The sequence below is a fragment of the Mesorhizobium newzealandense genome, assembly GCF_042682145.1.
In the GTDB taxonomy this organism is placed as follows: domain Bacteria; phylum Pseudomonadota; class Alphaproteobacteria; order Rhizobiales; family Rhizobiaceae; genus Mesorhizobium; species Mesorhizobium newzealandense.
Window position 1 is genome coordinate 543,086 of sequence record NZ_JBHUGZ010000007.1, and the last position, 26,090, is coordinate 569,175.

General features: G+C 59.0%; 21 protein-coding genes. 11 read left to right on the forward strand and 10 right to left on the reverse strand.

Annotation, left to right across the window (positions count from 1 at the left end; genetic code table 11):
• Positions 1 to 71: 71 nt before the first annotated feature.
• Complete coding sequence (locus ACFSOZ_RS11580) at positions 72 to 347, reverse strand: hypothetical protein (protein ID WP_379097484.1); 276 nt, start codon at positions 345 to 347, stop codon at positions 72 to 74.
• 26 nt (positions 348 to 373) lie between these two features.
• Complete coding sequence (locus ACFSOZ_RS11585) at positions 374 to 1,246, reverse strand: phage integrase N-terminal domain-containing protein (RefSeq protein ID WP_379098175.1); 873 nt, start codon at positions 1,244 to 1,246, stop codon at positions 374 to 376.
• A 923-nt stretch (positions 1,247 to 2,169) separates the two neighbouring features.
• On the opposite strand from ACFSOZ_RS11585, the gene ACFSOZ_RS11590 reads away from it, so the two are divergent.
• From ACFSOZ_RS11590 to ACFSOZ_RS11600, 3 genes are all read left to right on the forward strand, one after another.
• Positions 2,170 to 2,385 carry a hypothetical protein gene (locus tag ACFSOZ_RS11590; protein ID WP_379097487.1) on the forward strand — a complete coding sequence of 72 codons (216 nt, stop codon included), beginning with the start codon at positions 2,170 to 2,172 and terminating at the stop codon, positions 2,383 to 2,385.
• Positions 2,386 to 2,394: 9 nt separating this feature from the next.
• Positions 2,395 to 2,751, forward strand: coding sequence for a DUF2958 domain-containing protein (locus ACFSOZ_RS11595; RefSeq protein ID WP_379097490.1), 357 nt, complete (start codon positions 2,395 to 2,397; stop codon positions 2,749 to 2,751).
• A gap of 145 nt (positions 2,752 to 2,896) precedes the next feature.
• Positions 2,897 to 7,519 carry a hypothetical protein gene (locus ACFSOZ_RS11600; RefSeq protein ID WP_379097493.1) on the forward strand — a complete coding sequence of 1,541 codons (4,623 nt, stop codon included), beginning with the start codon at positions 2,897 to 2,899 and terminating at the stop codon, positions 7,517 to 7,519.
• Positions 7,520 to 7,571: 52 nt separating this feature from the next.
• Here the strand turns inward: ACFSOZ_RS11600 and ACFSOZ_RS11605 are convergent, their stop codons facing one another.
• The gene (locus tag ACFSOZ_RS11605; RefSeq protein ID WP_379097496.1) at positions 7,572 to 8,510 is read right to left on the reverse strand and encodes an HNH endonuclease; all 939 of its coding nucleotides are present in this window, start codon (positions 8,508 to 8,510) and stop codon (positions 7,572 to 7,574) included.
• Positions 8,511 to 9,667: 1,157 nt separating this feature from the next.
• Here ACFSOZ_RS11605 and istA point away from each other — a divergent pair.
• The 3 genes from istA to ACFSOZ_RS11620 are packed head-to-tail and all read left to right on the forward strand — an operon-like array spanning position 9,668 to position 12,151.
• On the forward strand, positions 9,668 to 11,167 hold the full coding sequence (istA, locus tag ACFSOZ_RS11610) for an IS21 family transposase (RefSeq protein WP_095085188.1): 1,500 nt from the start codon (positions 9,668 to 9,670) through the stop codon (positions 11,165 to 11,167).
• Positions 11,157 to 11,933, forward strand: coding sequence for an IS21-like element helper ATPase IstB (istB, locus tag ACFSOZ_RS11615; RefSeq protein ID WP_206073656.1), 777 nt, complete (start codon positions 11,157 to 11,159; stop codon positions 11,931 to 11,933). Before istA ends, istB begins: the two co-directional genes overlap by 11 nt.
• A complete protein-coding gene (locus ACFSOZ_RS11620) occupies positions 11,930 to 12,151 on the forward strand; it encodes a hypothetical protein (protein ID WP_095085189.1) in 222 nt (73 codons plus the stop codon). The genes istB and ACFSOZ_RS11620 overlap by 4 nt, the downstream gene beginning before the upstream one ends.
• 328 nt (positions 12,152 to 12,479) lie before the next feature.
• On the opposite strand, the gene ACFSOZ_RS11625 is transcribed toward ACFSOZ_RS11620, so the two are convergent.
• Positions 12,480 to 13,733 (reverse strand): hypothetical protein, encoded by a 1,254-nt coding sequence (locus ACFSOZ_RS11625; protein ID WP_379097499.1) that lies wholly within the window; start codon positions 13,731 to 13,733, stop codon positions 12,480 to 12,482.
• A 6-nt stretch (positions 13,734 to 13,739) separates the two neighbouring features.
• Complete coding sequence (locus ACFSOZ_RS11630) at positions 13,740 to 13,901, reverse strand: hypothetical protein (RefSeq protein WP_167392335.1); 162 nt, start codon at positions 13,899 to 13,901, stop codon at positions 13,740 to 13,742.
• 324 nt (positions 13,902 to 14,225) lie between these two features.
• On the opposite strand from ACFSOZ_RS11630, the gene ACFSOZ_RS11635 reads away from it, so the two are divergent.
• The gene (locus ACFSOZ_RS11635; RefSeq protein ID WP_379097503.1) at positions 14,226 to 14,771 is read left to right on the forward strand and encodes a hypothetical protein; all 546 of its coding nucleotides are present in this window, start codon (positions 14,226 to 14,228) and stop codon (positions 14,769 to 14,771) included.
• A gap of 427 nt (positions 14,772 to 15,198) precedes the next feature.
• Here ACFSOZ_RS11635 and ACFSOZ_RS11640 read toward each other — a convergent pair whose 3' ends face one another.
• The 4 genes from ACFSOZ_RS11640 to ACFSOZ_RS11655 all read right to left on the reverse strand — a co-directional run bounded on the left by ACFSOZ_RS11640 (position 15,199) and on the right by ACFSOZ_RS11655 (position 19,377).
• Positions 15,199 to 15,708, reverse strand: a complete 510-nt coding sequence (locus ACFSOZ_RS11640) for a hypothetical protein (protein WP_379097506.1) — start codon at positions 15,706 to 15,708, stop codon at positions 15,199 to 15,201.
• A gap of 95 nt (positions 15,709 to 15,803) precedes the next feature.
• A complete protein-coding gene (locus ACFSOZ_RS11645; RefSeq protein ID WP_379097509.1) occupies positions 15,804 to 16,391 on the reverse strand; it encodes a hypothetical protein in 588 nt (195 codons plus the stop codon).
• Positions 16,392 to 16,933: 542 nt separating this feature from the next.
• On the reverse strand, positions 16,934 to 18,463 hold the full coding sequence (locus tag ACFSOZ_RS11650) for a phospholipase effector Tle1 domain-containing protein (protein WP_379097512.1): 1,530 nt from the start codon (positions 18,461 to 18,463) through the stop codon (positions 16,934 to 16,936).
• A 65-nt stretch (positions 18,464 to 18,528) separates the two neighbouring features.
• Positions 18,529 to 19,377 (reverse strand): hypothetical protein, encoded by an 849-nt coding sequence (locus tag ACFSOZ_RS11655; RefSeq protein WP_379097514.1) that lies wholly within the window; start codon positions 19,375 to 19,377, stop codon positions 18,529 to 18,531.
• Between the two features lie 447 nt (positions 19,378 to 19,824).
• Here ACFSOZ_RS11655 and ACFSOZ_RS11660 point away from each other — a divergent pair, with 447 nt between their 5' ends.
• From ACFSOZ_RS11660 to ACFSOZ_RS11670, 3 genes are read left to right on the forward strand one after another with little or no spacing between them, the layout of a single operon-like run.
• Positions 19,825 to 20,907 carry a ComEC/Rec2 family competence protein gene (locus ACFSOZ_RS11660; RefSeq protein ID WP_379097517.1) on the forward strand — a complete coding sequence of 361 codons (1,083 nt, stop codon included), beginning with the start codon at positions 19,825 to 19,827 and terminating at the stop codon, positions 20,905 to 20,907.
• A 2-nt stretch (positions 20,908 to 20,909) separates the two neighbouring features.
• On the forward strand, positions 20,910 to 21,749 hold the full coding sequence (locus ACFSOZ_RS11665) for a hypothetical protein (protein ID WP_379097520.1): 840 nt from the start codon (positions 20,910 to 20,912) through the stop codon (positions 21,747 to 21,749).
• A gap of 4 nt (positions 21,750 to 21,753) precedes the next feature.
• Positions 21,754 to 22,566 (forward strand): ComEC/Rec2 family competence protein, encoded by an 813-nt coding sequence (locus ACFSOZ_RS11670; protein WP_379097523.1) that lies wholly within the window; start codon positions 21,754 to 21,756, stop codon positions 22,564 to 22,566.
• 1 nt (position 22,567) lies between these two features.
• Here the strand turns inward: ACFSOZ_RS11670 and ACFSOZ_RS11675 are convergent, their stop codons facing one another.
• Complete coding sequence (locus tag ACFSOZ_RS11675; RefSeq protein WP_379097525.1) at positions 22,568 to 23,557, reverse strand: hypothetical protein; 990 nt, start codon at positions 23,555 to 23,557, stop codon at positions 22,568 to 22,570.
• A 518-nt stretch (positions 23,558 to 24,075) separates the two neighbouring features.
• Between ACFSOZ_RS11675 and ACFSOZ_RS11680 the strand changes: the two genes are divergently transcribed.
• A complete protein-coding gene (locus ACFSOZ_RS11680) occupies positions 24,076 to 26,016 on the forward strand; it encodes a ParB/RepB/Spo0J family partition protein (protein WP_379097528.1) in 1,941 nt (646 codons plus the stop codon).
• The last annotated feature ends 74 nt before the right edge of the window (positions 26,017 to 26,090 follow it).

Here is a 26,090-nt window from a genome sequence, read left to right on the forward strand (position 1 = left end):
GGAGGCAAACACAAAGAAAGGGGATGAACATCCCCTCAGCCGGTCTGGCGTACGCCACGCCTTCAGCTCTGTTACCAAGAGATCTCTAGTTCAGGGTATTCCGCCAAGATCGACGGCCTGTACGCATCCTGTTCGAGACGCGTCGGCCGCCAGACGTATTCAAACTGCTCGGAATTGAGCCATTTCTCAAGCGCCTTCGCGGCCTCCGTGTCAGAAAGGTCGAACGGAAACTCCTGCACGATACGATAGCGGCGATAGCCCTGCATGGCCGTCTCGTCGACGGCGGCGGCGATGGCCGCCGACTTGAACAGCTCTTCTGCGTATTTCGTCCTCTTGTTGGCGGCCATGAGGAAATTGCCTTCTGCGCGTTTCATCAGAATGCACTCCCGAGGTAGGTGTCGGTGATTTTCAGACGGCCATGGCCCAGCTCGGCCGAGATTTTGTGGCGCGCTGCCCGATCGGCAGCACGTTCATTCCCGCTCATATCAGCCCAGCGCTTGCCACCTTGCAGTGGGCAGATTCGGCCGGTCAGCGCCGCATAGCGTTGCTGGGCGTAGCCATGGCGGAGGCCATGGGTATTACGCAGACCAGCTTTGAGTGTCTGATACTCGAAACGCTTGAGTTGCTCGACATAGCTCATCTCTGGCGGGATCAACGAGCCGGCGCCGGGAACCAGGCGCAGCACGTGCTCGAGGACTTGCCGCTGTTCGAGTGTGGTCACCGGTACCGTCCGAGCGCGGCCGCCTTTCGTCCAGCTCGCCTGAAGGGCGATATGGTCGGCGCGGGCGGCCGCTTGCGGCTGAAACTTCATCGCCTCTTCGCGTCGCAGGCCAAAGGCTGCTTGCAGCAGAACCGAGGCCTTGATGTGCGGACTTTCAATGGTAGCGAGCTTGGCGTGATCAAGAGCCTGGGCACGGTTGCGTGTGACCTCGCCCCGTTCGGCGACGCCGTACGTGGCGTTGTCGCGGTTGACGACGTTGACCTTGTTGATTTTCTCGGCCCACCAGCGCAGCCAGGTAAGGCGATTGCGGATACTTGCGTCCGAGGTGTCGGTATCGAGCCATCGCTCGACGAGGGCCTCGACATGCTTGGGTTTGAGGGAGGTCGCGGACGGCAGCTTGTAGCCGAGGTCCACGAGGTCGTTGGCCATTGCGGACAGGCCGCGCCGGCGGTTGTTCTGCGTGCCGTAAGAGCCGTCCCGGTTGCGTTGGCACAGCCGCACCAGGTCCATGGTTAAATCGTCCATCATGCTCGCTTTTTTATTTTTGGCTGAGTGTTGATGGCCGATGCACGTCCGTAGATCGTGACACCCCGCGAAGGTCATTCGCGGCAGGGCCGGAATGCGTAGTTTTCTTTACGGTATAAGCCTCCCTAGCCAGCCGGGTGGCTGGCCGAATTGGTTTGCCCTGTTGGGCGTCCGGTTACCGAGAGGTCGAAACCGGAGGTGTGGCCGCCGCGGCGGCGCACGTATGCGATAAGCAGTCATGCTGCTCTCCTTTGGTTGGGAAAATGGTCGGGTGAGATGGATCAGGCGTTTTTTGCCTGCCGGGATAGTGCACGCGGTCGCATGCCAGTGGCCAGCGCATTGCACCGGAAATGATCAGCGCAGCGCAGCGTCATTTGCAGGTCATGTGGTGGCGTTTGCGCTAACCCGTCATCCACCGTGGATTTGAGGGCGGTCTGTCACTCCCCAATGTATTGGCGAGTGACAGACCGCCGGCCGCCCGCATCGTCGGACATTCCATGCCCGACCATGCTCGTCACGCCTTTCCGCGTTCCTGGCAACGCTGTTGGCCCGGATCCCGGATGCTCGTCGGCACGGCAAGCGGTGGCCCTGCGTCAGGGCCGAAGGCTTGATTGTCGTTTCGACCGCCTCCGCCCCGCGTGGGAGGCAGGCGGGCCGGAAGCATCCCCCCGGGATGCCCCAGCCGTTGCAGCGTCGTCGTGTTGCCGGATTCGTCCCGCCACGTCCGGTGTCGCGTTGGCCATGGCTTTTCCGTTGATGGACTGTCCGGAAGTGATGCCTGTTCTTTTAGCCGGCGCGGCCGTCTTGTCCCGTTCCTGCCCGCTCCTTCGCTGCGCTCCCGTGTTGGGGACAAGCCGCCTCTGCACGCCGTCTCCTTTGGAACCGTCCTCCGGGACAGAAACCATCAACCAAAGGAAAAGGCCATGACCATCAAACGCAACACCCAGACGAAGCCCGAGCCGAAATCCCCGATCTACCACGCCTACACCGTGCGGGACGGCAAGGACGGCCAGAAGGGTTTCTGGACCCGCATCGGCGCCTTCTTCGCCCACGAAGATGGCGAAGGCGGAACGCTTCTCCTCGAAGCCCTGCCGCTCGACGGACGGATTGTCCTTCGCGCCCCGAAGGCCGACGAGTAGGAGGCCGCCATGCAGCTCTTGACCCAAGACCTGCGGAACAAGCTGCTGGCGAATGGTCGCCAGCAGCTTCCTCTCCGCGGCACGGACGGCGAAATCGACTTCATGCCCGTCGTCAAACTGTTCACGCCGGATGCCGGCGCGACCTGGCTCCTCACGGAGATCGATCCGGATGATCCGGATATCGCCTTTGGTCTCTGTGACCTTGGGCTTGGCTGTCCGGAACTCGGCAGCGTGAGCCTCTCGGAACTGTCTGCCCTCAGGGGCCGTCTCGGCCTACCGGTCGAGCGTGACCGGCATTTCCGGGCGAACAAGCCTCTCTCGGCTTATGCCAGCGACGCTCAGCGTCTCGGCCGTATCGGAGGATGAGGGCATCGCGATAGTGAACGCCACTTCAAAGTGGCGTTCATTTTTGTTGACAATCAGCGCCATTCAACTGAAGTCAACTAGTAAGACCAAGTTGATGTACCTCAACTCGGGCAAGAAATCGGATCAAAGATTTTAGGTGCTGAAGATGACCATTGATGCGACGCAAAAAGCCAACCAAGAGCGCCTCAAGAAGATTCTACAGGATGAGATCGACACCAATGAATTCGAGCGCCTTGTCGCGGGTCTGGTAAGTCGGATGCTCGACGTGGGTATCGCGGTCGCCAAGACAGGCTTCCAATTCGGTGGTGATGCAGGACCAGCAGGCCGCCAAGGCCGTCGCTTCCGAATCGAGACCAAGCGATATGCCGACAAAACCACTTTGAGCACTCGGGAACTCCTTGGAGAACTGGACCAGGCTCTGCAAGCTGACCCGGCCCTTGAGGGATGGTTTCTGGCTGCAACGAAGCGCGTGCCGGAGCAACTGGAAAACCAACTCTTCCAGCATGGCGACGAGAGAGGCGTGCCGGTCATTGTCATCGATTGCAAGCCTGACAGCGACATCTGGAGCTTGACCGCGCTATGCACGGCTGATCCTGATGTTTTGGATTCGCTGGCGACCAAAGAAGCAGGCGACCTTGCCCGCGCCCTGGCACCCGTTGCCGGGGCAGCATTGGAACAGCTACGGCGGGACTGCGAGGCTTGGCAGCTAGGGTACGAGCGGCTTAGGACTGTCGCGCTGAGTGAACTTGACACCATATGGAGTGTGCCACGCACCTCCATTGCGAAGCTCGGCCAAGATGCGGCCGGGGGCGGCCGTGCTAATTCAATACATCGGACGAGCGTCACCGACCAATTAGACAAATGGTGGGGCACGGCGGCCGGAGACGCTCCGGCCGCCGTGATCGGCCCTGACGGTGTTGGCAAGACTTGGGCGTGTCTCGATTGGATGATCCAGCGGAAAACGCAGTTACCGATCACGATGATTATCCCAGCGGCTGCGATGGCCGGTCTCAAGGCCACGGGTCCGGGTGAGATTAGTCGGTTCCTCGCCGACAAACTCTTTGACCTAACCGGGGTCCGAGATGCCAATCATTGGCGCCGGCGGTTAGATCGCTTGTTAAAACGGCCAGCTTCGGAAGGGCCGGTCCTCACACTGATGTTCGACGGCCTCAATCAGGACGCGTCTGTGCCTTGGTTGCCGCTACTCCGAACACTCCAGGATGGTGTCTATGGTGGCAGGGTCCGCGTCATCGCCACAACGCGGAAGTTTCACTTTGAAGAGAACCTGCGTTCAATGAGCCCGCTCGCGGTTCAACCAGTGCCGATCAAGGTCGGGCTTTACGATGACGCTGAGCTTGACGCGAAGCTGGCGTGCGAAGGCCTTACGCGCAACGATCTCCATCCCGAACTGATACCGCTTGCGCGGACACCCCGCCTGTTTGCTCTTGTGATTAAGTTCCGAGAGCGCCTGGTGGAGGCAGGTTCCATCACACCTAATCGACTCCTATGGGAGTATGGAAAGGATACACTTGGCGCCCAAGGAGGACGCTCGTTCTCGGAGCGTGAATGGCGTGAATGGCTACATGAACTTGCCAAGCGCTTCTTCAGTGATGGGGCGAGATTCACACACAAAGCCCTGGTAGAAAGCGCTTCCAGGAGTGACTTGACCGAATCCGAAGTGTTCTCGCGGATCAGCGACTTGGTCGATGGAAACTTCGTTGAAGCCAAAGAACCTGAGTATCAGGCGACGGCTGCAATCGTCAGTCATGCTTTGGGCTTGGCGCTGCTCACGCACCTCGACAATGCAGGTTCGGCAGATGCTCAAACAACCCTCGATGGGTGGCTGGACCCGATTTCCGGTTTCGACGAGCGCGCCGGAATCCTGCGGGCGGCAGTTTCAATCATGGTGGAACGTTCAGTCGATCTGCCCGCCTATGCAACACAGGTGTTGGTTGCCTGGCTGCAAACCCAGAATATTCCGGCAAGTCATCTGTCTGATCTGAAGGCACTGGCAGCGTATCTCGTCGTACCGATTCTATCGGCGATCAAGCTTTTCAGCTATGCACAGCGGTCGGCCCGCCTTTGGGCGATCAATGCCATCCGATCTTTGCCACACGATGACCCTGGTCACGGCCGGGCAGTCGTGGAAGAGACCGCGCGGTGGCTAAGGTACGTCCCTCGCGATGTAGAGTTGCAAAAGACGAGTGACGAAGCGGAGGCGAGGCGATCGGAAAAATTCATCTCTCGTATTGGTATCGATCGGTCGGGACCGGTCACAGTCCTTGGGGTCGAGATAGTCCTTGTTGACCATTCGGCCTCCACCGCCGTTGAGACTATCCCTTCGTTGCTGGAGGGTTTTCCGTTGGCACAGGCTGGCCCGGTCTTCGAAGCGGCGGCTTTGAGTCTTGCCATTCGCAATCGCGAGGAAATCTGGGAAGGTCTCAAGTGGTTGATGCTTCTCAACAAAGTCGACCGGACAGTCGCAACGGTAGCCAATCGTGCCCTTGCGAACGACGTCATGGCTCGGCGACCAGAACCCGACATCGATCCCGACCTTGGAAAACGGGTAGGCGCCCTGCTGCTTGCTTTAAACTCTAACGCCGACGATGATCGTGCCTCCCTCGGTGCCACCCCAGACCGCTACCGGCCCTGGAGTTACGCGCGCGACTATGCCAACGACCCCGGCCGCAGTTTTTTCCTGCTTGAGCGACCGCATGTGAAACAGGTCTTGGAGGATCCAACACTCAGTCTGTTCACAAAGCTGAACAGGACTCAGCACGTGTGGCTCGACCCAACTTTCACGCCCCCCGACCATATCCTTGATGATCTCAAGACCGCTGCAGGCAATTTTCCCGTCCAGGAACTCGATACGAATATGTCGCTGACTCCTACAGACCATAGCTACGAACAGCATGAACAGTTCTGGGCGCGCGCGACACCGGATGCCCTGGCGACGCTGGTGCGAAGGAAGATCGCCGGGTTGGGAAAAAGGAACGAGGCATCCCGGTTTTTTGTAGCCGCGAGAATTCGGCAACATACCCTCATGTGGGACGAAAAAAGTGCTGCGCCCGCTGGACAATTGCGCGTCAAATTCACCGATGTTGATTCAGATCGCGAAGATTTCGCGGCAACCAATCTCATGATGATGGAGATATTGGACCTGCCCGCTTTGGCACAATTCCAGCGCACCCTTCGAGCCGGGCTAGGTGCCGACCTCGATTTCGAGGAGATCGTTGGAGAGATTTCTGCCGATGACGCCGACACTCTTGTCGCCGAGTTCCGTAACGCGGACAATGCCACATTGGGCGGCTTACTCGCCATGCTCATGGTGTCACACGCCCCCCTAAGCGAACAGACATGGAATTGGCTATTTGGGATCGCGTTCAGTGAAACTACAGCAACCAGACGTTCTATGGCTCTTTCCACCCTCGCTCAATTCAATATCAAGCGGTTAGGTGAAGCCTTGCTGGCTCGGGATTGGGCATGGGAACCGTCGGGCCCCGAACTCGTCAATCACTACGGCTCACTCGCGTTGATCGACGCCGCTGGTGCGGTTCCGTTCGACCAACTCGCCGCGAGATTGGCTCCATGGATGTTGCCAAAAGCGGCCAGATTGCGCGGCCAGGCCGGTTCGGAAACCTTACTGGCCGCAGAATTGCTTGGCGCAGCCCTTACACATTCTGTAGCAGAGCCTGTCGATCTGGGCGCAACGGTCACCATCTACATGGAGCGGCGAGAAGAAGATCCCTTCGCCTTTTCGATTTCACCATTGCCCAATGAGAGCATTGATCTGGCAACAAATTTCAAGGCTGCGTTCGATCTTGAGGCTAGGGAAGAAGCGCGGCAGCGCGCCGTTCAAACAGCTCTAACCCGCATGGATGAAGCCAAGGCTGCGGGCGCGCAGCTTATCCTGGCTGGCTTTGACAGTGAGGACCTTCGCGCATTCTTCCGAGAGGCCCCGGACGTTATTGCCAAGCTGGTTGAAGGCGCCGAAGAAATCTCGTCTGACTTCAGGCGGAGGGTCTCTTCTGCGGAAGGCCTCTATATAGCCCTGTGTGAGGCGGCCTTGGGAGAACAACCCGTAGTGGGTGCCACCTTATGGCGCAGTTTGCGCAAGGTCGCCACAATAAGAACGATTGGCAAATCAGGATTTTCCCAGCTGATCCATGTCCCCTTCCGGGTCCGGCAAACGCCCCAATCGGAGAGCCTGCTGGCAGAGCTCCTCGATCCGGAAAACGCCGGTACCGACAAAGATCTTTTGGATTTGGCAATCGCAGCGTCGATCAACGGGCGCAGCGATTGGTTCTCTCGGGTGGTTGCAGAGGATTCGTCGTCCGGCGAGCCGTGGAGAGAATTCCGCGCAACCGTCCTATCCGGGTTCAGCCAGAACAATGTCCTGCCGGTCGATGATGCCTGGCCCGAAGGGGAAATTGACACGGCCACCAGCAGGAAAAATCAAGCGGCCAAGTGGCGTCTCACAGAAGCCTGCGCACGCTTCTGGTGGAATAAATATCTGGCAGCCGCGAGTCCCGAAGAGGCATTTGGAGCATGGATCATGTTCACGAAAAACGCCGATCGACGCGTTCTAAGCTGGGTTCAGTCCCAGATCCCGCCGTGGCGGTCCGGCGATCGCTTGCAGCGTCTAAAACGCGCGCATGTCATATTCAACATGCCGCAGTTGCTCCGAGCGTGCGAGAAGCGTGAGAAGAACCTTTCTGAACAGTTCCTCGGGCGAAAGACGTTTCCTGGGATCAGCCCATGGGCGTAATTGCCCTACGAACGATTTGACGAACTGAGACGGCCCAGCAGCAAATGCTGTTTCAGCTGTGAGGAGCGCTTTCGGGCTCCGCAGATTCACCGAAGACCGAGAAAAGGGTATCGTCCTCCTCGTTCAGCGGGACGTCAGTCCGATAGGAGAGAGACTCATTGGGAGCCTGGTAGACCGTGTGCTTTCTCAACCTTGGCAGTCTGTCTACGATTGCCTGTGCTGGCTCACGTTCACCGAAAAAGCCGATTAAGCGGCGGTTGTGGTTCCATTCCAAGGCCCACGCCCATGTTTCTGCGGACGGATGCTTGCGCGTGATGAGCTTGAAGAAACCTTCAGCAGAGATCGCAAGTGCGCGACAATCCCAATGTTCAACAGCGCGCATGAAACCGGCCATCAACCCGTTGCCCCAGTCGCTACGGTTAGCGGTCATGACCGGGTGATAGCCGTGAGGCCAGTATAGGCCACGACGGCTCTCGCGATTATAGGTTTGCATGTAGAAGAACGCCATCAGATGCATTCGTGCCAGTTCAAACGCGCGATTGTCGTCGATCTGTGGCGGGCTAGAAAATTGGAACGAGATGTTGACGCCCGGTCCCAGGCTGCTGCGGATATTAATCCCTTCGCTACTATCTTTGACGGTTTTCCGGGTACGACGACTGCGAGCATCATTTGCCTTGCGACGCGCGTCCTCTATCGCCCCCACGTCATCATGGCCATAGCGGCCCCAGGCATCGGGCTGGAGAGTGATCGCGGAAATATCGTCTTCAAGATCAGCCTTATGTGAGTTGCATTGGCGGCAAGCGTTCAGAATCAGATTCCATTGCCCATGTAGTTTGCCCTTCGGCACGAAGCGGCGTCCAATTACGTGCTCCCGTGATGTGTTGCCGGCCGAAAGGGCGCCGCCGCAGTAGACGCAGGCGCAATTATCAAGCGCTTTCGGACGTTGCGGCGACATTTCGATGTGGCTGGACTGAGTGTTGGATGATTCCATGTGGGAAGGATACACCGTCCCTTGCGCGCCGAACAGATCGGGAACACAATGCGCTGTGACTGATAGCGAGAAAGAATCGCGGATCGCTCCTCCCGCCGCCAGCGCCAATGCTGGGGGGCAGTTTGAGGTGCGGGTAGGGGCTTTTATACCCTCTGTATGCTGGCTGGCGGTGAGCCGCGCGGCCTTGTCGGCGCGACGGTTCAGTCAGTCGCCTGGGCAGACGATCTCTGAGCCGTCTGCAGAGGCTCGTAGGCGCGTTATGCCCGGTAGGCGGCTTGGTCCTGGATCCGTTGTGCGGCTCGGGCTGCTTGTCGAAGACGGTCGAAACCCGCTGATAAACGACGACAAGATCTGAAGCGCTGGAAGAGCAAAGGCGGCCGCCCGCGCGCTCTTCAACTAGCGCTGTAGCGGGCGGCCGCCTTTGCGGCGCGGTGCTGATCATGGGAGGTTGAAGGGATAGACGCGGGGCACGTCTCCAGCCGCCCTGAGGCGGCTTTCGACGTACCCCGCCATGCGCGTGCCTTGTGGTAGATCTGCGGGTAATCAGCGCCCAGAAACAATCCGGCGTAACACCGATCTCAACTGGCAAGTCCGGGCTCGGTGTCACGCTCCACTGACGGTGCGCGACTGCATTATCGCATTGTCAGCGCATTCCGTCGACCTTTTCCCCGAACTCCCAGCGGCGCTCCGAAAGGATCGTCGCGGATGCTCACGGGCCGCTTCTTTCTGTGCGGCCGCTGCCGTTCGCAGGTAACGATCTGCCGCAGCTGCGACCGGGGACAGCGCTACTGCGGCCAGGACTGCGCCCGTGCTGCCCGCCGCGAGAGTGTGCGCGAGGCGGGGCGACGTTATCAGCGCAGCCGCCGGGGACGCCTGGCTCATGCGGTCCGGGCCCGACGATATCGGGCTCGGCACAATAAAGTGACGCATCATTCTCCACCTGCATCTCCTGCCGGTTCACTACTGGTCAGTCCCTCGAACGATGTCGTCGCTGCTTTTGCTGACGTCGCCGGGCGGGCGACGACATCGGTCATGCCCACGCCGTGCTGTCGGCGCTGCGACTGTCGACTGTCGCCGTTCGTTCGCACCGGCTTCGTGCGTCGCCGGGGGCCTCGTTATGCCCGTGAAGCTGACTACGCAGACGGAGAGCCCGTATCATGACCATCAGCCCCGAACTGGAAGCGCAGATCCTGCGCCTGTATCACGCCGAGAAGTGGCGCTGCGGCACCATCGCCAGGCAATTGCATGTCCATCACACGACGGTGCATCGCGTTCTGGCCCAGGCGGGATTGCCCCGGCACAAGCCGCTGCAGAGAGCCTCAATCATTGACCCGTATCTTCCATTCATTGAGCAGACGCTGGAAAAGTTCCCCTCGCTGACCGCCAGCCGCCTTTATGCGATGGTGCGCGAGCGCGGCTACCGGGGCTTGCCGACGCACTTTCGGCACCTGGTCGCCCTGCACCGTCCCCGCAAGCCGGCCGAGGCGTTCCTGCGGCTGCGCACATTGCCGGGCGAGCAGGGACAGGTCGACTGGGCCCACTTCGGTCACATCGAGATCGGCAACGCCCGCCGGCCGCTCATGGCGTTCGTGATGGTGCTTTCTTACTCACGCGACATCTACCTGCGCTTCTTCCTCGACGCGCGCATGGAAAACTTCCTGCGCGGTCACGTCGGCGCGTTCAACACATGGTGCGGGCTGCCCAGGGTCCTGCTCTACGACAATCTCAAGAGTGCGGTGCTCGAGCGCCAGGGCGATGCGATCCGCTTCCATCCGACGCTGCTTGCCTTCGCCGGCTTCTATCGGTTCGAGCCACGTCCTGTCGCGGTTGCCCGGGGCAACGAAAAAGGCCGCGTCGAGCGCGCCATACGGCATATAAGGGAAGCATTCTTCATCGCCCGCAAGTTCACCGATCTCGACGATCTGAACGCCCAGGCCGAACAGTGGTGCCGCAACCAGGCAGCCGACCGGCCATGCCCCGAGGACCGGACGATGACGGTCCGCCAGGCGTTTGCGCAAGAGCAGCCACTGCTTCTGCCGCTGCCCGCCAACCCATACCCCGTCGAGGAGCAGGTCGCCGCCAAGGTTGGCAAAACGCCCTATGTGCGCTTCGACCTCAACGATTACTCGGTACCGCATGCTCATGTCCGGCGCACGCTCAGCGTGCGCGCCGATCTCGGCCTGGTCCGCGTCTTCGACGGCGCAAAGATGATCGCCAGTCACCGTCGCAGCTATGATCGCGACCAGCAGATCGAGGACCCTCAGCACCTCAAGGCACTCGTCGCAATCAAGCGCGAGGCGCGCCAGCATCGCGGCCTCAACAGCCTGACCCGCGCCGTGCCGGCCTGCCAGACCCTGATGATCCGGGCCGCCGAGCGTGGCTCCAATATCGGTGCGATCACAAACGCGTTGCTGAAACTGCTTGACCTGTACGGCGCGCAGGAACTGCAGGCCGCCGTCGAGGAAGCTTTGCATGCCGGCGCCTCCCATTCGAGGTCGGTTCGCGACGTACTGGAACGCCGCCGGGTCGCCCGCGGTGCTCCGCCGCCGGTCGAAACGAGCCTGCCCGAACACGTGCGGCGCAAGGATACGACGGTACGGCCGCATCGCCTCGACAGCTACGACCAACTGACCCTTGGAGGCAAAGATGATGAATAATCCCGACATCCTGCTCAACCGGGCCAAGGCGTTGCGCCTCAATGGCCTGATCACCCATTGGGACGAAATCGCTGACGCGGACTGGCTGGCCGCCGTCCTTCAATGGGAAGAAGAGGAGCGCTCCGACCGTTCGATGCGGCGACGCACGCGTGCCGCCAGGCTCGGCCACTTCAAGCAACTGTCCGATTATGACTGGCACTGGCCTCGCCGCATCGACCGCGCCGCCGTCGAGGATCTGATGACCCTGTCCTTCATGAACGATGCCGCCAACATCGTCTTTATCGGCCCCAACGGCGTCGGGAAATCGACACTTGCTCGCAATGTCGCTCACCAGGCGCTCATCTGCGGTCACACCGTCGTCTTCCGAACCGCCAGCGAGATGCTCGGCGAACTCGCCGCCCTCGACAGCGACGCAGCCTTGCGCCGACGCCTTCACCACTACGCCGCCGCCGACGTTCTTGCGATCGACGAGGTCGGGTATCTGTCCTACTCGAACCGTCATGCGGACCTGCTGTTCGAACTCATCAGCCGGCGCTACGAAAAACGCTCAACCATCATCACCACCAACAGACCCTTCGCTGATTGGTCGGAGGTCTTTCCCAATGCCGCCTGCGTCGTCAGCCTCGTCGACCGCCTCATGCACCGATCCGAGGTGATCTCCATCGAAGGCGATTCCTACCGCTTCAAGGAAGCGGCCGAGCGATCAAAGGCACAGCGCGAAAAACGCACCAGCCGCTCCTCCGGCGAAAAGGTGCCCGCAGCATGAAACCAGATCCTCAACCGTCCGGCCTCAGTCGTGGTATCCACTTCCTCATCAATCCCGAATGGACACCCGAACAGGCGCTCGCTGTCTTCGAGCTCCTCAACGATCTCGCCGATAGCATCTGGTCTCACTACGGCGTCCAACTCCAGGAACTTATCCAGGAGCAGCAACGAACACCGACCGATCACAGCGATATCGAAAAAGCCCCGTCCTCGCTCTAAAGCACACATCCTCCACACTCGGCGGCCTGCAAAGGCCGCCTTTTTGTTCCGTCCACAAGCACCAAACGCTTGTCGTCGTTTAGACGCGCTTTTGAAAAGCCATCAACACTGCTCGGCCTTCTTCGTGCTGACGCTGGTGCTTATGCTTCTCCTGGCCGTTGTCGCGGTAACACAGTGTGTCGGGCTCATTGCCAAGTGGTACGCAATCGGTCCTGTCCCGAAGCATTCGTAGCGACCCGGGGCCAACCAAGGCTGTATGGTTTTCGCCACCGGCTTAATTTAGACAAGCCATGGGACCGCAGGCCCAATGCTGTGGACCGGCTCCCAATTAGGCCAAAAGTTTCTCGAGCTCGCGCTTCACCTCCATAGAGCGTTCATATTGATACGGAGCGTGATCGGGACTTCGGTATTTGAGCGAGTCGATGATCTCGGTCATCGCTCGCTCGAAGGTAGCTTTCTTCAGGCCAAAAATCTTCATGTAGACACAGCGCACGTCGGCTTTGTTTTTCTGGAGCATCGCCCATTCGTAGGGGGACTGTTGCTCGTTCCAATACCGTTCGGCCCTTGAATAGTTCTCGACGGCTGAGGTGTAGCTGTCGGCATCAGGGTTTGCCTGAAGCTTCTGTTTCCAGACATTGCCGTGATTGTTAAGCGCCTTGGGCAGCGCCAGGAAATCGGCCAGGGGAAGCGAGGTGACGCGATAGTCGATGCCGCTCAGGATGGTCTCGGCTTCCGCAAGCGCCATCGCGTCGCCGGTCAATTCATAGAGGCGAATCAACGTGATCGCGCGGTTGTTGGAATGCTCCACCGACAGGTTGAGCTCTAAGCTGGCCAAATGATCGAAAATGCTGCGGCTGAGCTCAAGGAAATGTTTTCGGCGTCCGCCCGAACTCTTCCGTTCGCCGAGGCGCCGGTAAAGCAAACCCTGGAGATTGAGGCAGGCAATGTCGTCCGGGCCGAACTTGTTTAGTAGCTCGGCTAGGATGCCCTTGTTCTCAAAAAGCATATCATCCGCAGTCTGGCGCGTAGCAACTTCTTGGTGGGCTTCCGCCATGGCCAGTTCGGTGGAACGGTCGATATAGCCTGCGAAAGCGGATTGCACCGAAGCGATCAACTGCCGGATACCTTCCGTGTCGCTGGCCAGCGAATAGCCGACATAGCCGCTCACCAAGTAGTCATAGACGATACGGGACTTGAGGTCTCCAGCATAATCGGAGGCTAGGGCCTGACGGAACAGGTCGTGGGCCTTCAGATAGGCATGCGATTTGAACAGGCCGATCGCCGTTCGCAGCAGGATCCGCAGTTCGTCGATGCCGGCGAACTGTTTCTCGTAGGGATTGTCCGGAAGGGCTGCGCTGGAACTGGCCATCATGAGGTAGGCAGTGACAACTTCCTCGACGCTGCGCTCATCGGCCGGCGACGGCCCAACGCTGCTCACAGCGTCTGGATCGGCCTGCAACGACGTGCTGATCAAGTTGGCGAGATTGGTCGAGGTGGGCGGGGTGTTGAGATGGATGTTGACCGTAATAATGACGTCGCGCGCGGAAGCTATACTTCCTTTCTTCGCGATTACGAGAGCCATTCATAGTTACTTCTTGTCATTAGCCCGCGATTTTATACTCACGTCACGGCCCGCGGCAATCGAATTGTTTCGGGCAGAGACGCTTTTGGATTTATTCAGATACTTGAACCCCGTATATCCGGCGGCAGCGAGAATGACTGCGCCGATCACATAGAGGATGATGTCCATCGCGCTTCTTTCCGAGAACGGGAGCCACCCAAGGAAGAACATGAATCGGCTCGTCCATCAAGGGGCCGCGTGACATTGGCTCGTGCCGAGTGTCGGGAATTGGGCGGCGAGGTCAGCGCACGTCTGGGGACATAGGACATAGCCCGCCAGGCGAAGCCGACTACGCGATTGCCTCACAGAATTGGCATGCGGGAGAAATGCGCGGGATCGTTCCGGTCCATAGCTGCGAAATGGCCAGCCTAACGGCACTTCGTCCGCCGAGTGCACGGCAGGGTTGAAAGTTCGAACCATTGTGGTAGGCAGGTCGTGCTGAGAGGCTTTGCTATGAAGCGGATGCGAGAAAAGGACATTCCGGCGTTCGTGCAGGAGGTGGCCGCAACCGGCTGCAACATCTGTGCGCTTGGCCGGGGTCACTATTTTATGGGCGATGCCGATGTTCCGCGCAGCAAGCGTAGAGGGCTGTACACGAAGCTCGCCGACATCGACGCGCGCTATGGTAGTCGCGACCATCTGCGCGACAAGATCGCAGCGCACCTGACCTCGATTGGCCGTTATATCGACGTGCCTCCGCCGGAGGCAGAGGCCTGGCTCGAGGAACTACTTCCCACCTCAGAACGCGAGATCGATGATGTGGCACCGGACGTGTCCAAGGTCACGGCCTATGATGTGGCGCACATCGCGACGTACGCGGTCCTACTGATGGCGGAGGCTGAGGGTGCCGATTGGCGCCACGTAGCGCGTGTCACTCTGAAATTAGATCCCCAGAGTGAGCCGGAAATGGCGCGTCGGGCCTGGACATCGCACTTGGCCCGGGCGCAGTGGTTAATTACGACCGGCTTCTGGGAAGCTCAGAGCGATTCGTTGCAATAGGATATCGCCTTTACCGTGGCTACAAGCAAGCGAGGGACGCAGCCGCGGCATTCATCGGGGACGACGGTTGGGGTTCTTGATCCGCTGGACCTTAATCGCCGGCTCGCCCAGGTTCGAAATGCGAACCATTAATTTCCTGCGTTGGCTTCGAGTTAATGGGGCAAACCGCAAATAGCCCTTTGTCACAAAGCGCTCGTTGGTCTGGTTGCGTTTCGAGCGGATTCCGGCCGGCCCAAGATGATCGACCTGCCTGCGGGCGAGGTCAACTAGGTCCAAACGATTTCGATTTGATCTGCTGACTCGAATTCTGACACCAAGGTACATTGGTCGACGCTCCTTTCAGGGCCGGTATGGAATGCTAACAGAGATATCCGCCACATGGTAGGAGCATGCCAAGCTCCGGAGCAACGTCGGCGATCTACGGAACTCAGAGCTCGAAGAGTTTGCGGCTTCGGATTGCATCCTTGGTAAGCACCGAGATGCAAAGGTGGGAATGATCGTAGAGCCACGACGTTTGAAAGAGCGGGGCACCTTCGATAAATGCGGCCATGATGCTGGAAACCGGTCTTTGCTGGCTCAGGATGTCGACATACGCATTGACGAGATCATTATCGTCATAGTTCCGGAAAAGCTCGGGGTTGGATGGATCAAATACCATCGACCAAGGCCCCAGTTGGCGCGGCGTACCAATGGCGCCTGCTGCCAGTCGTTTTAGCGCTTCCCAATGACCATCGGAATCGTCTAGCAAATTTATGGTGTCGGCGAGGTCGACTTCACACTCAATGACTGCTGGAGCGATACCAGGAACCTTTTTGCGACGACGGTCGGCTACTGTTCGAGCCCACTCCGCTGCGCGTCCCGGAGCGCGATAAAACAGGTAGAATCCGGTTCCCAACCAAGATCCTGGTCGAGGAAACAACTGGAAATCACCCGCCATAATCGCCTCGGCCCTATCCGACGTCGTGCCGTGATAGGCCGTAATGTAACGACCCTCCAAAAGTCCCCCCCAAACACGAAAGTAGCCCCGAAGGGCTACTTAGATTTACGAAACGTAACGAACTCTTCCTCGGGATCGGGCCGTAGGCCCCACTCCTTGTCAAATTTCTCTACCGTCTTGGCGGCGCGCTTTTTGAGTTTTTCTCGCGAGTTGACCTTATCAATCTCGGCAAAGAGAGCTTTCATATCAACGTTGTGCCTGGGCATCGCGTTGGTTGGCGAGGGTTGTGAAACGGTATCGGGTTGCACTGTCGGTGCCCTTTCAAGTTTGTCGGGCGCGACAATGTGACCCTTTGAAGAGCCGATACGTCGGCCCTTCGTGGGAGTAACAACTTTACTGTAACTTAAATCGTAAGGATGGGAAGCTAATTCTGACGATCCAACTACTGCTTCAAAAATCTTCGTTCCGCGAACGTCAGTGAGAATAATGGAGCCCTTTCGACCAACATTCTGGCTGCCGAAGCCCTTCACAAGATCGCCTCTGCGGTTGCCAAGGCGTCCCACAACCTTGCCTGACTGATCCACGAGCTTACTTCCCTCGATGATGGCTTTTATCACCAAGCCCTCATCGATGCTCAGTCGGGACTTCTTTTTGGGATTGGCATGGACCGATTTCGTTTTCAAACGAGAATCCTCAATCTGAATCTGTCCCTGTTATATGGCTCAAAATAGTGGCTACGCAAGCTTGGGTACTCCGGATGTACTCGATGGTAAGCCCAACAGCTTGATAAGCCGTGTAGGTACCGATTTCCTGTAGCTTCCCACCGCACGCAGGGTTTGCGGGCAAGGCCCGCGGGCAGTCTTTGGCGACATATTGAAAGTGTGCCACTTGCCGATACATGTGAACGTCGAGGCGGCAGGGGTTCACGGCATAAAGCGGAAGCGGATGAAAAGCAGATCGCGCCGGAAGCCTGATCCAACTATCGCAACAGAAGTCCCTTGGGCGGACCATCTAACCGCTTATGACAACAGGCATCTCACGACCTATTTGCAGCTCATGGACGCGTGCGCCGACAGTGCCAGCGGAGACGAGATGGCGCAGGACATATTGGGTATCGATCCGGTGAAGGAGCCAATCCGTGCCCGCCAGGCTCTTCGCAGTCACCTCGAACGGGTGCGTTGGTTTATGCACAAAGGCTATACAGAGCTTTTCTAGATCTAGCTGCCTAGATAGGCGTGGCTTCTTCGATGTAAAAATGGGCAAACTTCTTGTGGTTACGCAGGGCCTCAGGTCGGTAAGGTCCGAATCCGGCGCACTGCGGGACATCGGCGAACTCAAAGCGGGCGTCGACGGTGGGATGGACTACAGCTTCCGGATTGATATCCCTGAGCTTCACCTTGTAACCCAGTTTGGCGGTTAACCATGACAGCCAGGCAGGGGTCCGGCTCGCAATCAAGTCTTTCATGCCTGCCACCTCACAATGCTGGAGACCGTCGGCGGAAGGGAAGAGGTGCAGCGCCGCACCCGTTTCCATCGATCGTTCGAAACTCTCCCCGTTGACCACGACCGGGCCCACAACAAGTCCATCCGGGATGGCGGTCGCTTCTTCGATCATCCAAAGGAGCGCTATGTCGGACAAACGCGATTCGGCCTCGGGGTAGCTTCCGCCAATGTCCGAGTGATTGCCGGCAAACCACCACTGTTTGAGGACCTCATGGCCATCAATTGTGGTGGGCGCAGCCACGGTCGATCCCCAGCCGACTCTCGCGAAATCCTCGCGCGTTTCGTCGATCGCATTTGCCGATCGCGCAAAGTTGACGAACCGGCTGAGAAGGCGGTCGAAGTTGTCCCCCTTCCACTCCGCGATATGGCTGTGCACGTCACCCGGGTTGGGGAAATTCTTGATGGTTTTGCGCACGGACCCGCGCTGCTTGTGGTGGAGCACTGCCATGCCTACAGCTGCCCCGGCGACTACAATCGTCCAGAAGGTTCCCCAGAACGAAATCCAGAAACTGGCGATTGCCGCAATAACCAGTGCGGGAACGAACGCCACCACGGCGCCGAGACCGAACACACCGGCGTAAAGACCGATCTGGATTATGGCGCGCCGCATTCCCTTTGCGCCCAGTGCCGCCACCGTATCGAACACACCGATGAAATGAGGCGCTGCATTTGAGCGGTTTACCTCTCCGGTCTCATGATGCGAGCCATACTTTTCCCGAAATCGGCGCGCGAGTTCGAGCCGTTCATCCTCAAAGTCTTTCCGAGGATGCCCAGCGCCATGTTCGAGGACGGTGTGCACGGCTTCCTCTGAAATGTCACGCGTCGCCTTCCTGAACCGCGGAAGACGGTCATCTCCCATGCGGCTCGGTACGCCGCAAAGCATAAGAAGGTTCGCAACCGCTCTGGCGGTGTACGCGCCTCTGCTAAAGCCAAAAAGGAAGATGCGATCTCCCGGTTGATAGTGATTGATGATGAATTCGTAGCAATCAGCGATGTTCGTGGTGATGCCAGTGCCAGAAACGGATGCAAGCAGCTTCTGTACCCGCCGGACGACGTCGGTCATGCCGGTCGCAGTCGTTTCAGTGCCCAGTCCCGGGTCGTAGAATGAAACCTGGGCTGTTGGGTTGATGGGGCTTTCCGGGCCAACACGAGATGCCCGATAGAGCTTGTAGACATTGCTCATCCGTTGCTCCGCGCGAACTCCGCCGTCCTGTCCGGTCCCGTCGGAGAACACGACAATGTTTTTGCTCATTTCAAAAATACCCTTTGAGTATTTAGGTCACGTAAGCTCGGACCTGGTCGCCGGTCACGTTGTGTCTATTGTTGGAGTTTCTGCTGCAAAATCAGGAAGTCGAGATCCCTTAGGAGCCTCTCCTTTGAGCCCTCGTCCACGGGTGGTGGCGGTGGCGGGACGACCGTCCTGGGCTTCTGACCTTCCGGAAGCTTGGTTGCGCGCTTTGGCCGCTCGGCCTCTTTCTTTGGTGTTTTGGCGGGCTTGGGGGCAAAGGTGATGATGATCTTGTTCGTGTCCGTCCACGAGCCTTTCCAACCAAAACCAAGGCTAGCTTGCGCGGTGTCAAAGGGAATCTTGACGATTTTTACGCTGGCTTCCCCCTTCTGGACGAGTTTGAAACTCAGGGTATAGGCAACCGATTCCGGCTTGGTCCGCGTCTCCGCATAGGCATCCTGCAACTGGGCCAGCCAACTGGCGATACCAAGGTCCCCCACCAGGCGGATGCCATGCGACCTGCGTGCTTCAACGGCATCGTGGTTGCAGTCAATTTGATCCCTTTTGCCAAGGCCGATCGTGAACTTGTAGCCGACCTGCCGGTCGGCCGTGCCTGTTACGTCCGTGGAAAGAGCCAATGTAGCGGTTTGTGGAATGTAGGGCACATCGTTGCCGGCGGCTCCATTCCCACCGCCTTCGGCAATCACGTTCAAAGAGAGGTCGACACCAGCGTTCCACTCTTCTTTCTCGGTCAGGAATGATGCCGGCCCGACGCCTGTCTTCGTGTTGCCGTCTCGCCCTTCCTGTAGCTCGCACCGGATATTGTCCACAATGTCCGAAATACGCAGCAGTCCGATGTCGGTTTGAAGCTTGGGAACACTTCCACACCCTGAAACGGCCAAGCAAATTCCAATTGATCCCCTTACGAAAAATTTCATGATCTGTCCCCACCTTTGCCGCTTCGCAAATAATGCATTCCGTATTTGCAAAAACAAAACGAGATTTTCATAAGGAAGGGACTGTCAACAAGTTTTCGAGGCTCAGAGGGCTAGGCCGATACTTTTTGGGTATCTGCACGGTTTTCCCCGGACTTAGTCAAGCGAAGAGAAGAGCGGATGCGAAACCTACGGGGCGACAACCTATCCGTGGACCACGGACCGTCTTTTCCAAGGCAGATCTATAGGAGAGCAGGTAGCGCGATGGCCGAGGCGCCCGGCAGCCTAGCACCTACCGTCGATTATGTTCCCAAAGATGCTGCCGACATTCCGCATTGCTCTGTATAAGCGCCCTTGTAATCAGGCGCTTGAAGTCGCACTTGACAACAAAACTTTGCGACGGAAAGCGTTTGTAGTAGTTTTCAAGGAGCCGAGGGGAGGGGAAACCACATGCCAGACTATTTTGAGATCGATTTTCTTGGGGTAGAGACCAAGAAAAGCGGCGACGCCATTGCGCTGCGCTACGAGAAAGATGGTACGAATTATATCCACGTCGTCGACGGCGGTTACGCGACGACCGGGGAGACTCTCCGCGATCATATTGTCACGCATTATGGTAATCCTGCGTTCATTGACCATGTCGTGGCCACCCACAACGATGGTGACCATGCACGCGGCTTGATTGCTGTTCTTGAGCATTTTGAGGTCGGCGTCCTTTGGATGCTCCGGCCATGGCTGTACGCGGACGAGCTTATTGGGCGGTTCGAAACCTACACGAGCGTCGACCGTTTGCGGTCCACCCTGCGGTCAGCCTATGCCAACTTGGCCGCCCTTGAGGATATCGCGCTCAAAAAGGGCATTGAAATCCGCGAACCTTTCCAAGGCGCGTGGATCGGCGCGTTCCATGTCATGGCTCCCACCCGGGCACGGTTCCTCGATCTGATCGTCACGTCAAACAAGACGCCGGAGGCCAGGGTCGAGGAGGTCACCGGCGGCGGGATTTTCACTACCCTGCTCGAGAAGGCAATCACGGCCGTGGCTCTCATCAGGGCCGCATGGGGCGCCGAAGCGTTCCCAGCAGAGGATACAAGCAACGAAAACGAGATGAGCGTGGTGCAGTTTGCTGAAATGTGCGGCGAGAAGATTCTCCTAACGGCCGACACCGGCCGCGACGGTTTGGCGGAACTGATTGATTACGCTCCTGCCGCAGGACTTTCGCTCCCCGGCATCAATCGCTTTCAGGTTCCGCATCACGGTGGGCGCCGTAACCTGACTACTGACTTACTAGATAGAATTTTGGGCCCACGCCTCGATAATCCTCCTGCCCAAGGCCACTTCACAGCCATCATCAGTTCGGCAAAGGAAGATGAAGATCATCCGCGAAAGGTCGTGATGCGCGCCGTGATTCATCGCGGCGCCAACCTGCATATGACCGAGGGGCGGGATATTCGATCGTCATCCGCCGGTGCGCCTGTCAGGAGCGGATGGAGCGCTCTGACGCCTGCTACCTATCCTGACGAGTACGAGGAATAGCAATGGCAATTCCTCTCACAACTGATATCGCGCAGATGTTCGACGGCTACGGCAGGCAGGCCCGATTGTTTCCGGGCCTTCTGACGATCTTTCCACCTTTGCTGGCAGTGATGGCGTGGTTTCCCTGGTTAATCTTATCGAGTGTCGCAGCGACGTTGCTCACGATTGCCACGTCGTGTGGGCTGCTCTACGCGCTTGGGTCATGGGCGAGAACCAAGGGACGCCGGATCGAACCCGGGCTCCGCAAACGGTGGGGCGGCTGGCCGACCACAATCCTTCTTCGCCACACCAGCGAGCTCGATGTGCACACCCGCAAGCGCTACCATGCGTTTCTGGGCGGCGCGGTGCCAGACCTGCCGGCGTTCCCGACCGCCGAGCAGGAGGCTGCGGATCCTGCCGCTGCCAATTCCGTTTACGATTCCGCCGTGATCTGGCTCAAGGAGCGAGCTAGGGGGAAGGAATTCGCAATGGTGAACCGCGAAAATGCCCAGTACGGCTTTCGCCGCAACCTGCGCGGCCTCAAGCCGATCGGCATCACCGCATGTGTCATCACCTTGCTAGCTTCGGTAGGAGCCATCATCTACAGCAACCCCGGCTTCATTGACCTCATCCAGGCACACGCGTGGCGGGCCGCGATCACGGTCCTAACCCCGCTGGGTCCGGCGGTGCTGTCCGCCATGGCCGTGAACGCGTTTGCGATACTGATCTGGATCTTCGTGGTCTCGAACCGCTGGGTGTATGAAGCTGGAATCCAGTACGCCACGGCCTTGCTCGCGACCTGTGACAAAGTCCAGCTGCAGCAAACGCCTGCTGCTCGCAATGCGGCGATTACGGGCAACTAACCCAATGGACCTCAGGATTTTCGATGTCGAGCACGGACAGTGCTCGCATATCGTTACCAGCACCAACAGGCACGTCCTGATTGATGCAGGCCACAACTCGACCACCAACTGGCGGCCGTCGACCTATTTGCCGCGCCGAGGCATTTCCTACATCGACAACCTCATCATTTCGAATTTCGACGAAGACCATGCGAGCGACCTGCACAATCTGGTGGACACCGTCAGCGTAGGAACCTTGACGAAAAATCCCTCGGTGTCGCCGCAGAACCTCCGGCGCCTGAAGGGGATCGGCGGGATAGGCCGCGGCATTGATGCCCTTGCGGATATGATGGCCAGATATACCAGACCGATCATCAGCAATGTCGACTATGGCGACTTCAAGATTCAATGCTTCTGGAACCGCTATCCGACGGATTTCGAGGACGAGAACAACCTCAGTCTCGTCTCTATCATCGAGAGCCATGGCATCAAGATTTGCTTTCCGGGTGATATGGAGGTTGCAGGGTGGGACCGTCTGTTGGCTCGCGAGGGTTTCCGCGATGCCATGGGCGAGGTCCACATTCTCGTTGCATCGCATCATGGCCGGCGCAACGGGTGCAGCGAGCGTCTCTTCGACGAAACCGGCCTCAAACCCTATTTCGTTGTCATATCCGACTCAGGCCTGGAATACGCCTCTCAAGACACAGTGAGCTGGTACAGGCATCGATGCCGGGGGTTCGAACTTAACGGAGAACGCCGACGCGTCCTCAGCACGCGCAAGGATGGCCGGGTTCGGATCCAGACGAGCCCGCAAGGGGCTATGATCGACGTCTTTTGACCTACACCTTGGCGATGAGCGCGGCGCCGAGCCTTTCCACGAGGTCGGCGAACTGGAGTACTCCCGTGTCGCGGACCACAAGGCGCTGCCCGACCTGATAGCTGGCGTCGCCGCTTCGCTGAACATAGTCACTGTCGACCATACCCTGCTGATGGGCCAGAAGATGCCGCTGCTGGAAGAATATCCGCAACCGGCCAAGGTCAGCTGTTCCCAGCATATCAGCGTAAGATTCCTTGACAATCGGCTCCCACAGGTCAGAACCGGCGTCGAGGCTCTGGAAGGCATTGCGGCGGGCTGCGGCGCCTGTTTTGGCTTCATAGAGTTGCTCGCAAAGTCGCTGGAACGACGTAACCGTGTCCTGCATAGCCTTCTCCAGCAAGGTCCGCGTCATGATCTCCGCGGCGTCGACGTCGAGCGTTTGACGAAGCGTGGGTCCGAGATTGGCCGCCGTCCGAATGGCAGCCAAGGTCTGCGTGAAGGTGTGGGTCGCCGAATTCTTGCCGCAGCTGGGGCAGAAATATGCCGCGCCGATATACGAATAGCGGCAGTTGCAGCCTTCGCAGGTTGTTTTGAGCTGCATGGGTTTGGCGGCCGACAAAGGCACCAGCAAGGTATCATGGCCGCCTTTCACCTCTAGCGTTATCCGGATGAAGGAGTTGCGGTTCTGGCGGCGCTTGGAGGCATCGGCGTCCGCACGCATCGCCGCGTTGATACCGCTTTTCAATTTGTTGAGCGCGTATTCCTTGGCTTGTTCAACTTGCTCGGTCGTATACCAGGACTTCGCGGGCGCGGCATGACGGCACGATGGACAAAACACTTCCTCGTCGCGAACGATATCCCGCCAGTCGTCGCTATGGATCTTGAACGAGAACATGCATTCCGTAGCAGGGCATTCGCGGTCGTGATACCCGTCTGCATCCGACTCTATCGGGACACTTATCGAGGTCGTTCTCGAAAGGCGTTCAAGTTCGCGCTGCAAATTTTCAAACATGCTTCCCTCCAGTCTTGAACATAGCATGAACACCAAAACTTGGAAGCTCGTGGTCATTTGAACAAATGGCACCCCTCGCCGGGGGCGGTCAGTCCCGCGTCCCGCCTGCGGCGGCGCTATGCTGACGCTCCTTAGGCCGCCCTGTTGAACCGGTCTCAGGGCCACGAACTTTCTCCAGCACCGAACTGACTTGGTCCCGCTGGTGGGCATTTCGGTGCTTCCGCCTTGTACGCCCTTTTTTGTTGGGGCCGCTTCGCGGCATGGCTGCGCCGATAGGGATGTGCCTGGCGGCACGCTTGTTGTGTGAGGGGAAGAGGCGCGCGGCCCTCTCTCCCCGCAAGCCGCCGCGGTCGGTTTCCCCCATCTTCCTCCGCTTCGCTCCGTGCAGACCGGGGAGACCCCTCCGCCCCCGGGACTTGCCCCCTCTCTCCCCGCTACTCGCCGCGAGGCAGGGGTTCAGGGGACCTGAACCCGAAGGGAACGGGGAACCTGAAACGAGAAATCAAAGGAGCAAGTCCATGAACACCGCTGAAATCACCATCCCGCTCGGCAAGCTGGTGCCGAGCAAAGCCAACGTCCGCCGCGTCAGTTCCGAGGCAGGCAAGGCCGAACTGGCCGCCAGTATCGAGGCCCACGGCCTCATCCATAATCTTGTGACCCGTAAAGCTGCGAAGGGAGCCAAGTTCGAGGTCGTTGCCGGGGGGCGGCGTCTGGGCGCGCTGCGCCTGCTGCTGGATGAAGGCCGCACGGTGCAGGGCGTGGCAGTAACCAAGGATTATCAGGTCAGGGCAATCGTGGCCGAGGAAGGCAATGACACTGAGATTTCGCTGGCGGAAAACGACCAGCGACAGCCGATGCACGCGGTGGACGAGGTGATTGCCTACCGCGACCTTGTCGAACAGGGCATGGCGGCGGAGGACATTGCGTCCCGTTTCGGCAAGTCTGTTGTCACAGTGCGCCAGCGGCTCAAACTCGCCAGCCTTTCACCGCGCATTCTTGATGCCATGCGAGCCGATGAAGTAACCCTTGAACAGGCCAAGGCCCTTGCCGTGTCCGACGACCACATGGCGCAGGAAGCAGCGTGGTTCGAGCAGGACGGCTGGAGCCGCGATCCATCCAACATCCGCTCGTTTCTGACCAGCGCCCATGTGCGCGGCACTGACCGGCTGGCCCAGTTTGTCGGGATTGAGGCCTATGAGGCGGCGGGGGGCGGGGTGCTGCGCGACCTGTTCGCCGATGACGGCCTGACCTTCATGACCGACCGGCCCTTGCTGGTGAAGCTTGCCGGTGAAAGGCTCGAGGCGGCCGCAGGCGAAGTGCGTCCGTTGGGCTGGAAGTGGGTGGAAATCAGCCTCGACAGCGGTTTCATCCATGGCGGTGGGTTCGGGCGTATCCATGCGGTGCGGCGTGACCCGACCGAGGACGAGCAAGCGGAACTGTCGGCGCTGGCCAGGCAGTATGACGAACTGGCCGAGGCCATCGATGCCTATGCCGAGGGCGACCCGCAAATGGAGGCCGATGAGGCTAAGTTGCAAGTTCTGGAAAGTCGCATTGAAGCTATCCAGAACGCGTTGGAGGCCTTTGACCCGCAAGAGATGGGGCTGGCAGGTTGTATCGTGTCCGTGGCACATGGCGGCTACTTGCAGGTCACGCCGGGGCTGGTGAAGGCCGAAGACCGCAAGGCCCTCGCCGCCTCGCAGGGCAGCAACGATGCCAATGACCAAAACGAGAGCGACGAAGCGCGTCAGGTGGACGAGGCCGAAGTCGAGACCTCGGGCATGTCGGCGACCCTCACCGAGGAACTGACAGCCGTTCGCACCGCAGCCTTGCGCGTCGAGCTGTCGAACCGGCCCGGAGTGGCATTGGTCGCCATCCTGCATGCGCTGGTGAGCCGCGTGTTCTACGATTACCACTATGGGCGTATCGAGACGGCGGTGGAGGTTACCGGCCAGCGCCGCAATCTGGTTCCGTCCATCAAGGAGCCGGATGCTTGCCGGGCTTTAAGCGGGTGGAACGAGGTAATGGAAGGTTGGGGACACCGATTGCCCGGAAACCCCAGCGACCTCTGGCCGTGGCTGGTAGCGCAGCCACAGGACGTGCAGCTTGACCTGCTGGCGGTGGTGACCGCCGCCAATCTCAACGCCGTGGTTGCCCGCCACGAAACCGGCAGGGAACGCATAGCCCAAGCCGACCTGATGGCAGAGGCGGTCGGGCTGGACATGCGCCTGTGGTGGACACCAGAAGCGGCGTTTCTCTCGCGGCTGTCGAAAGCCGACATCGCGGGTGTGATGCGAGAGGCGGGGTGCACGGAAGATGCGGCGAAGGCGGTTGAACGCGCCCCGAAACCCGAAGGCGTCTTGCAGGCCGAGAAGGAACTCGACGGCAAGGGCTGGCTTCCCGCAGCGTTGCGGGCACCGGTCAAGGTCGAGAGCGAAAGCTTGGCAATCGCCGCCGAGTAAGTACGGTCCGCTATTCTAGGTCGGGGCAGCGATGCCCCGGCTTTTTTGCGTCGGGAATGTCCTTCAGGCCGGCA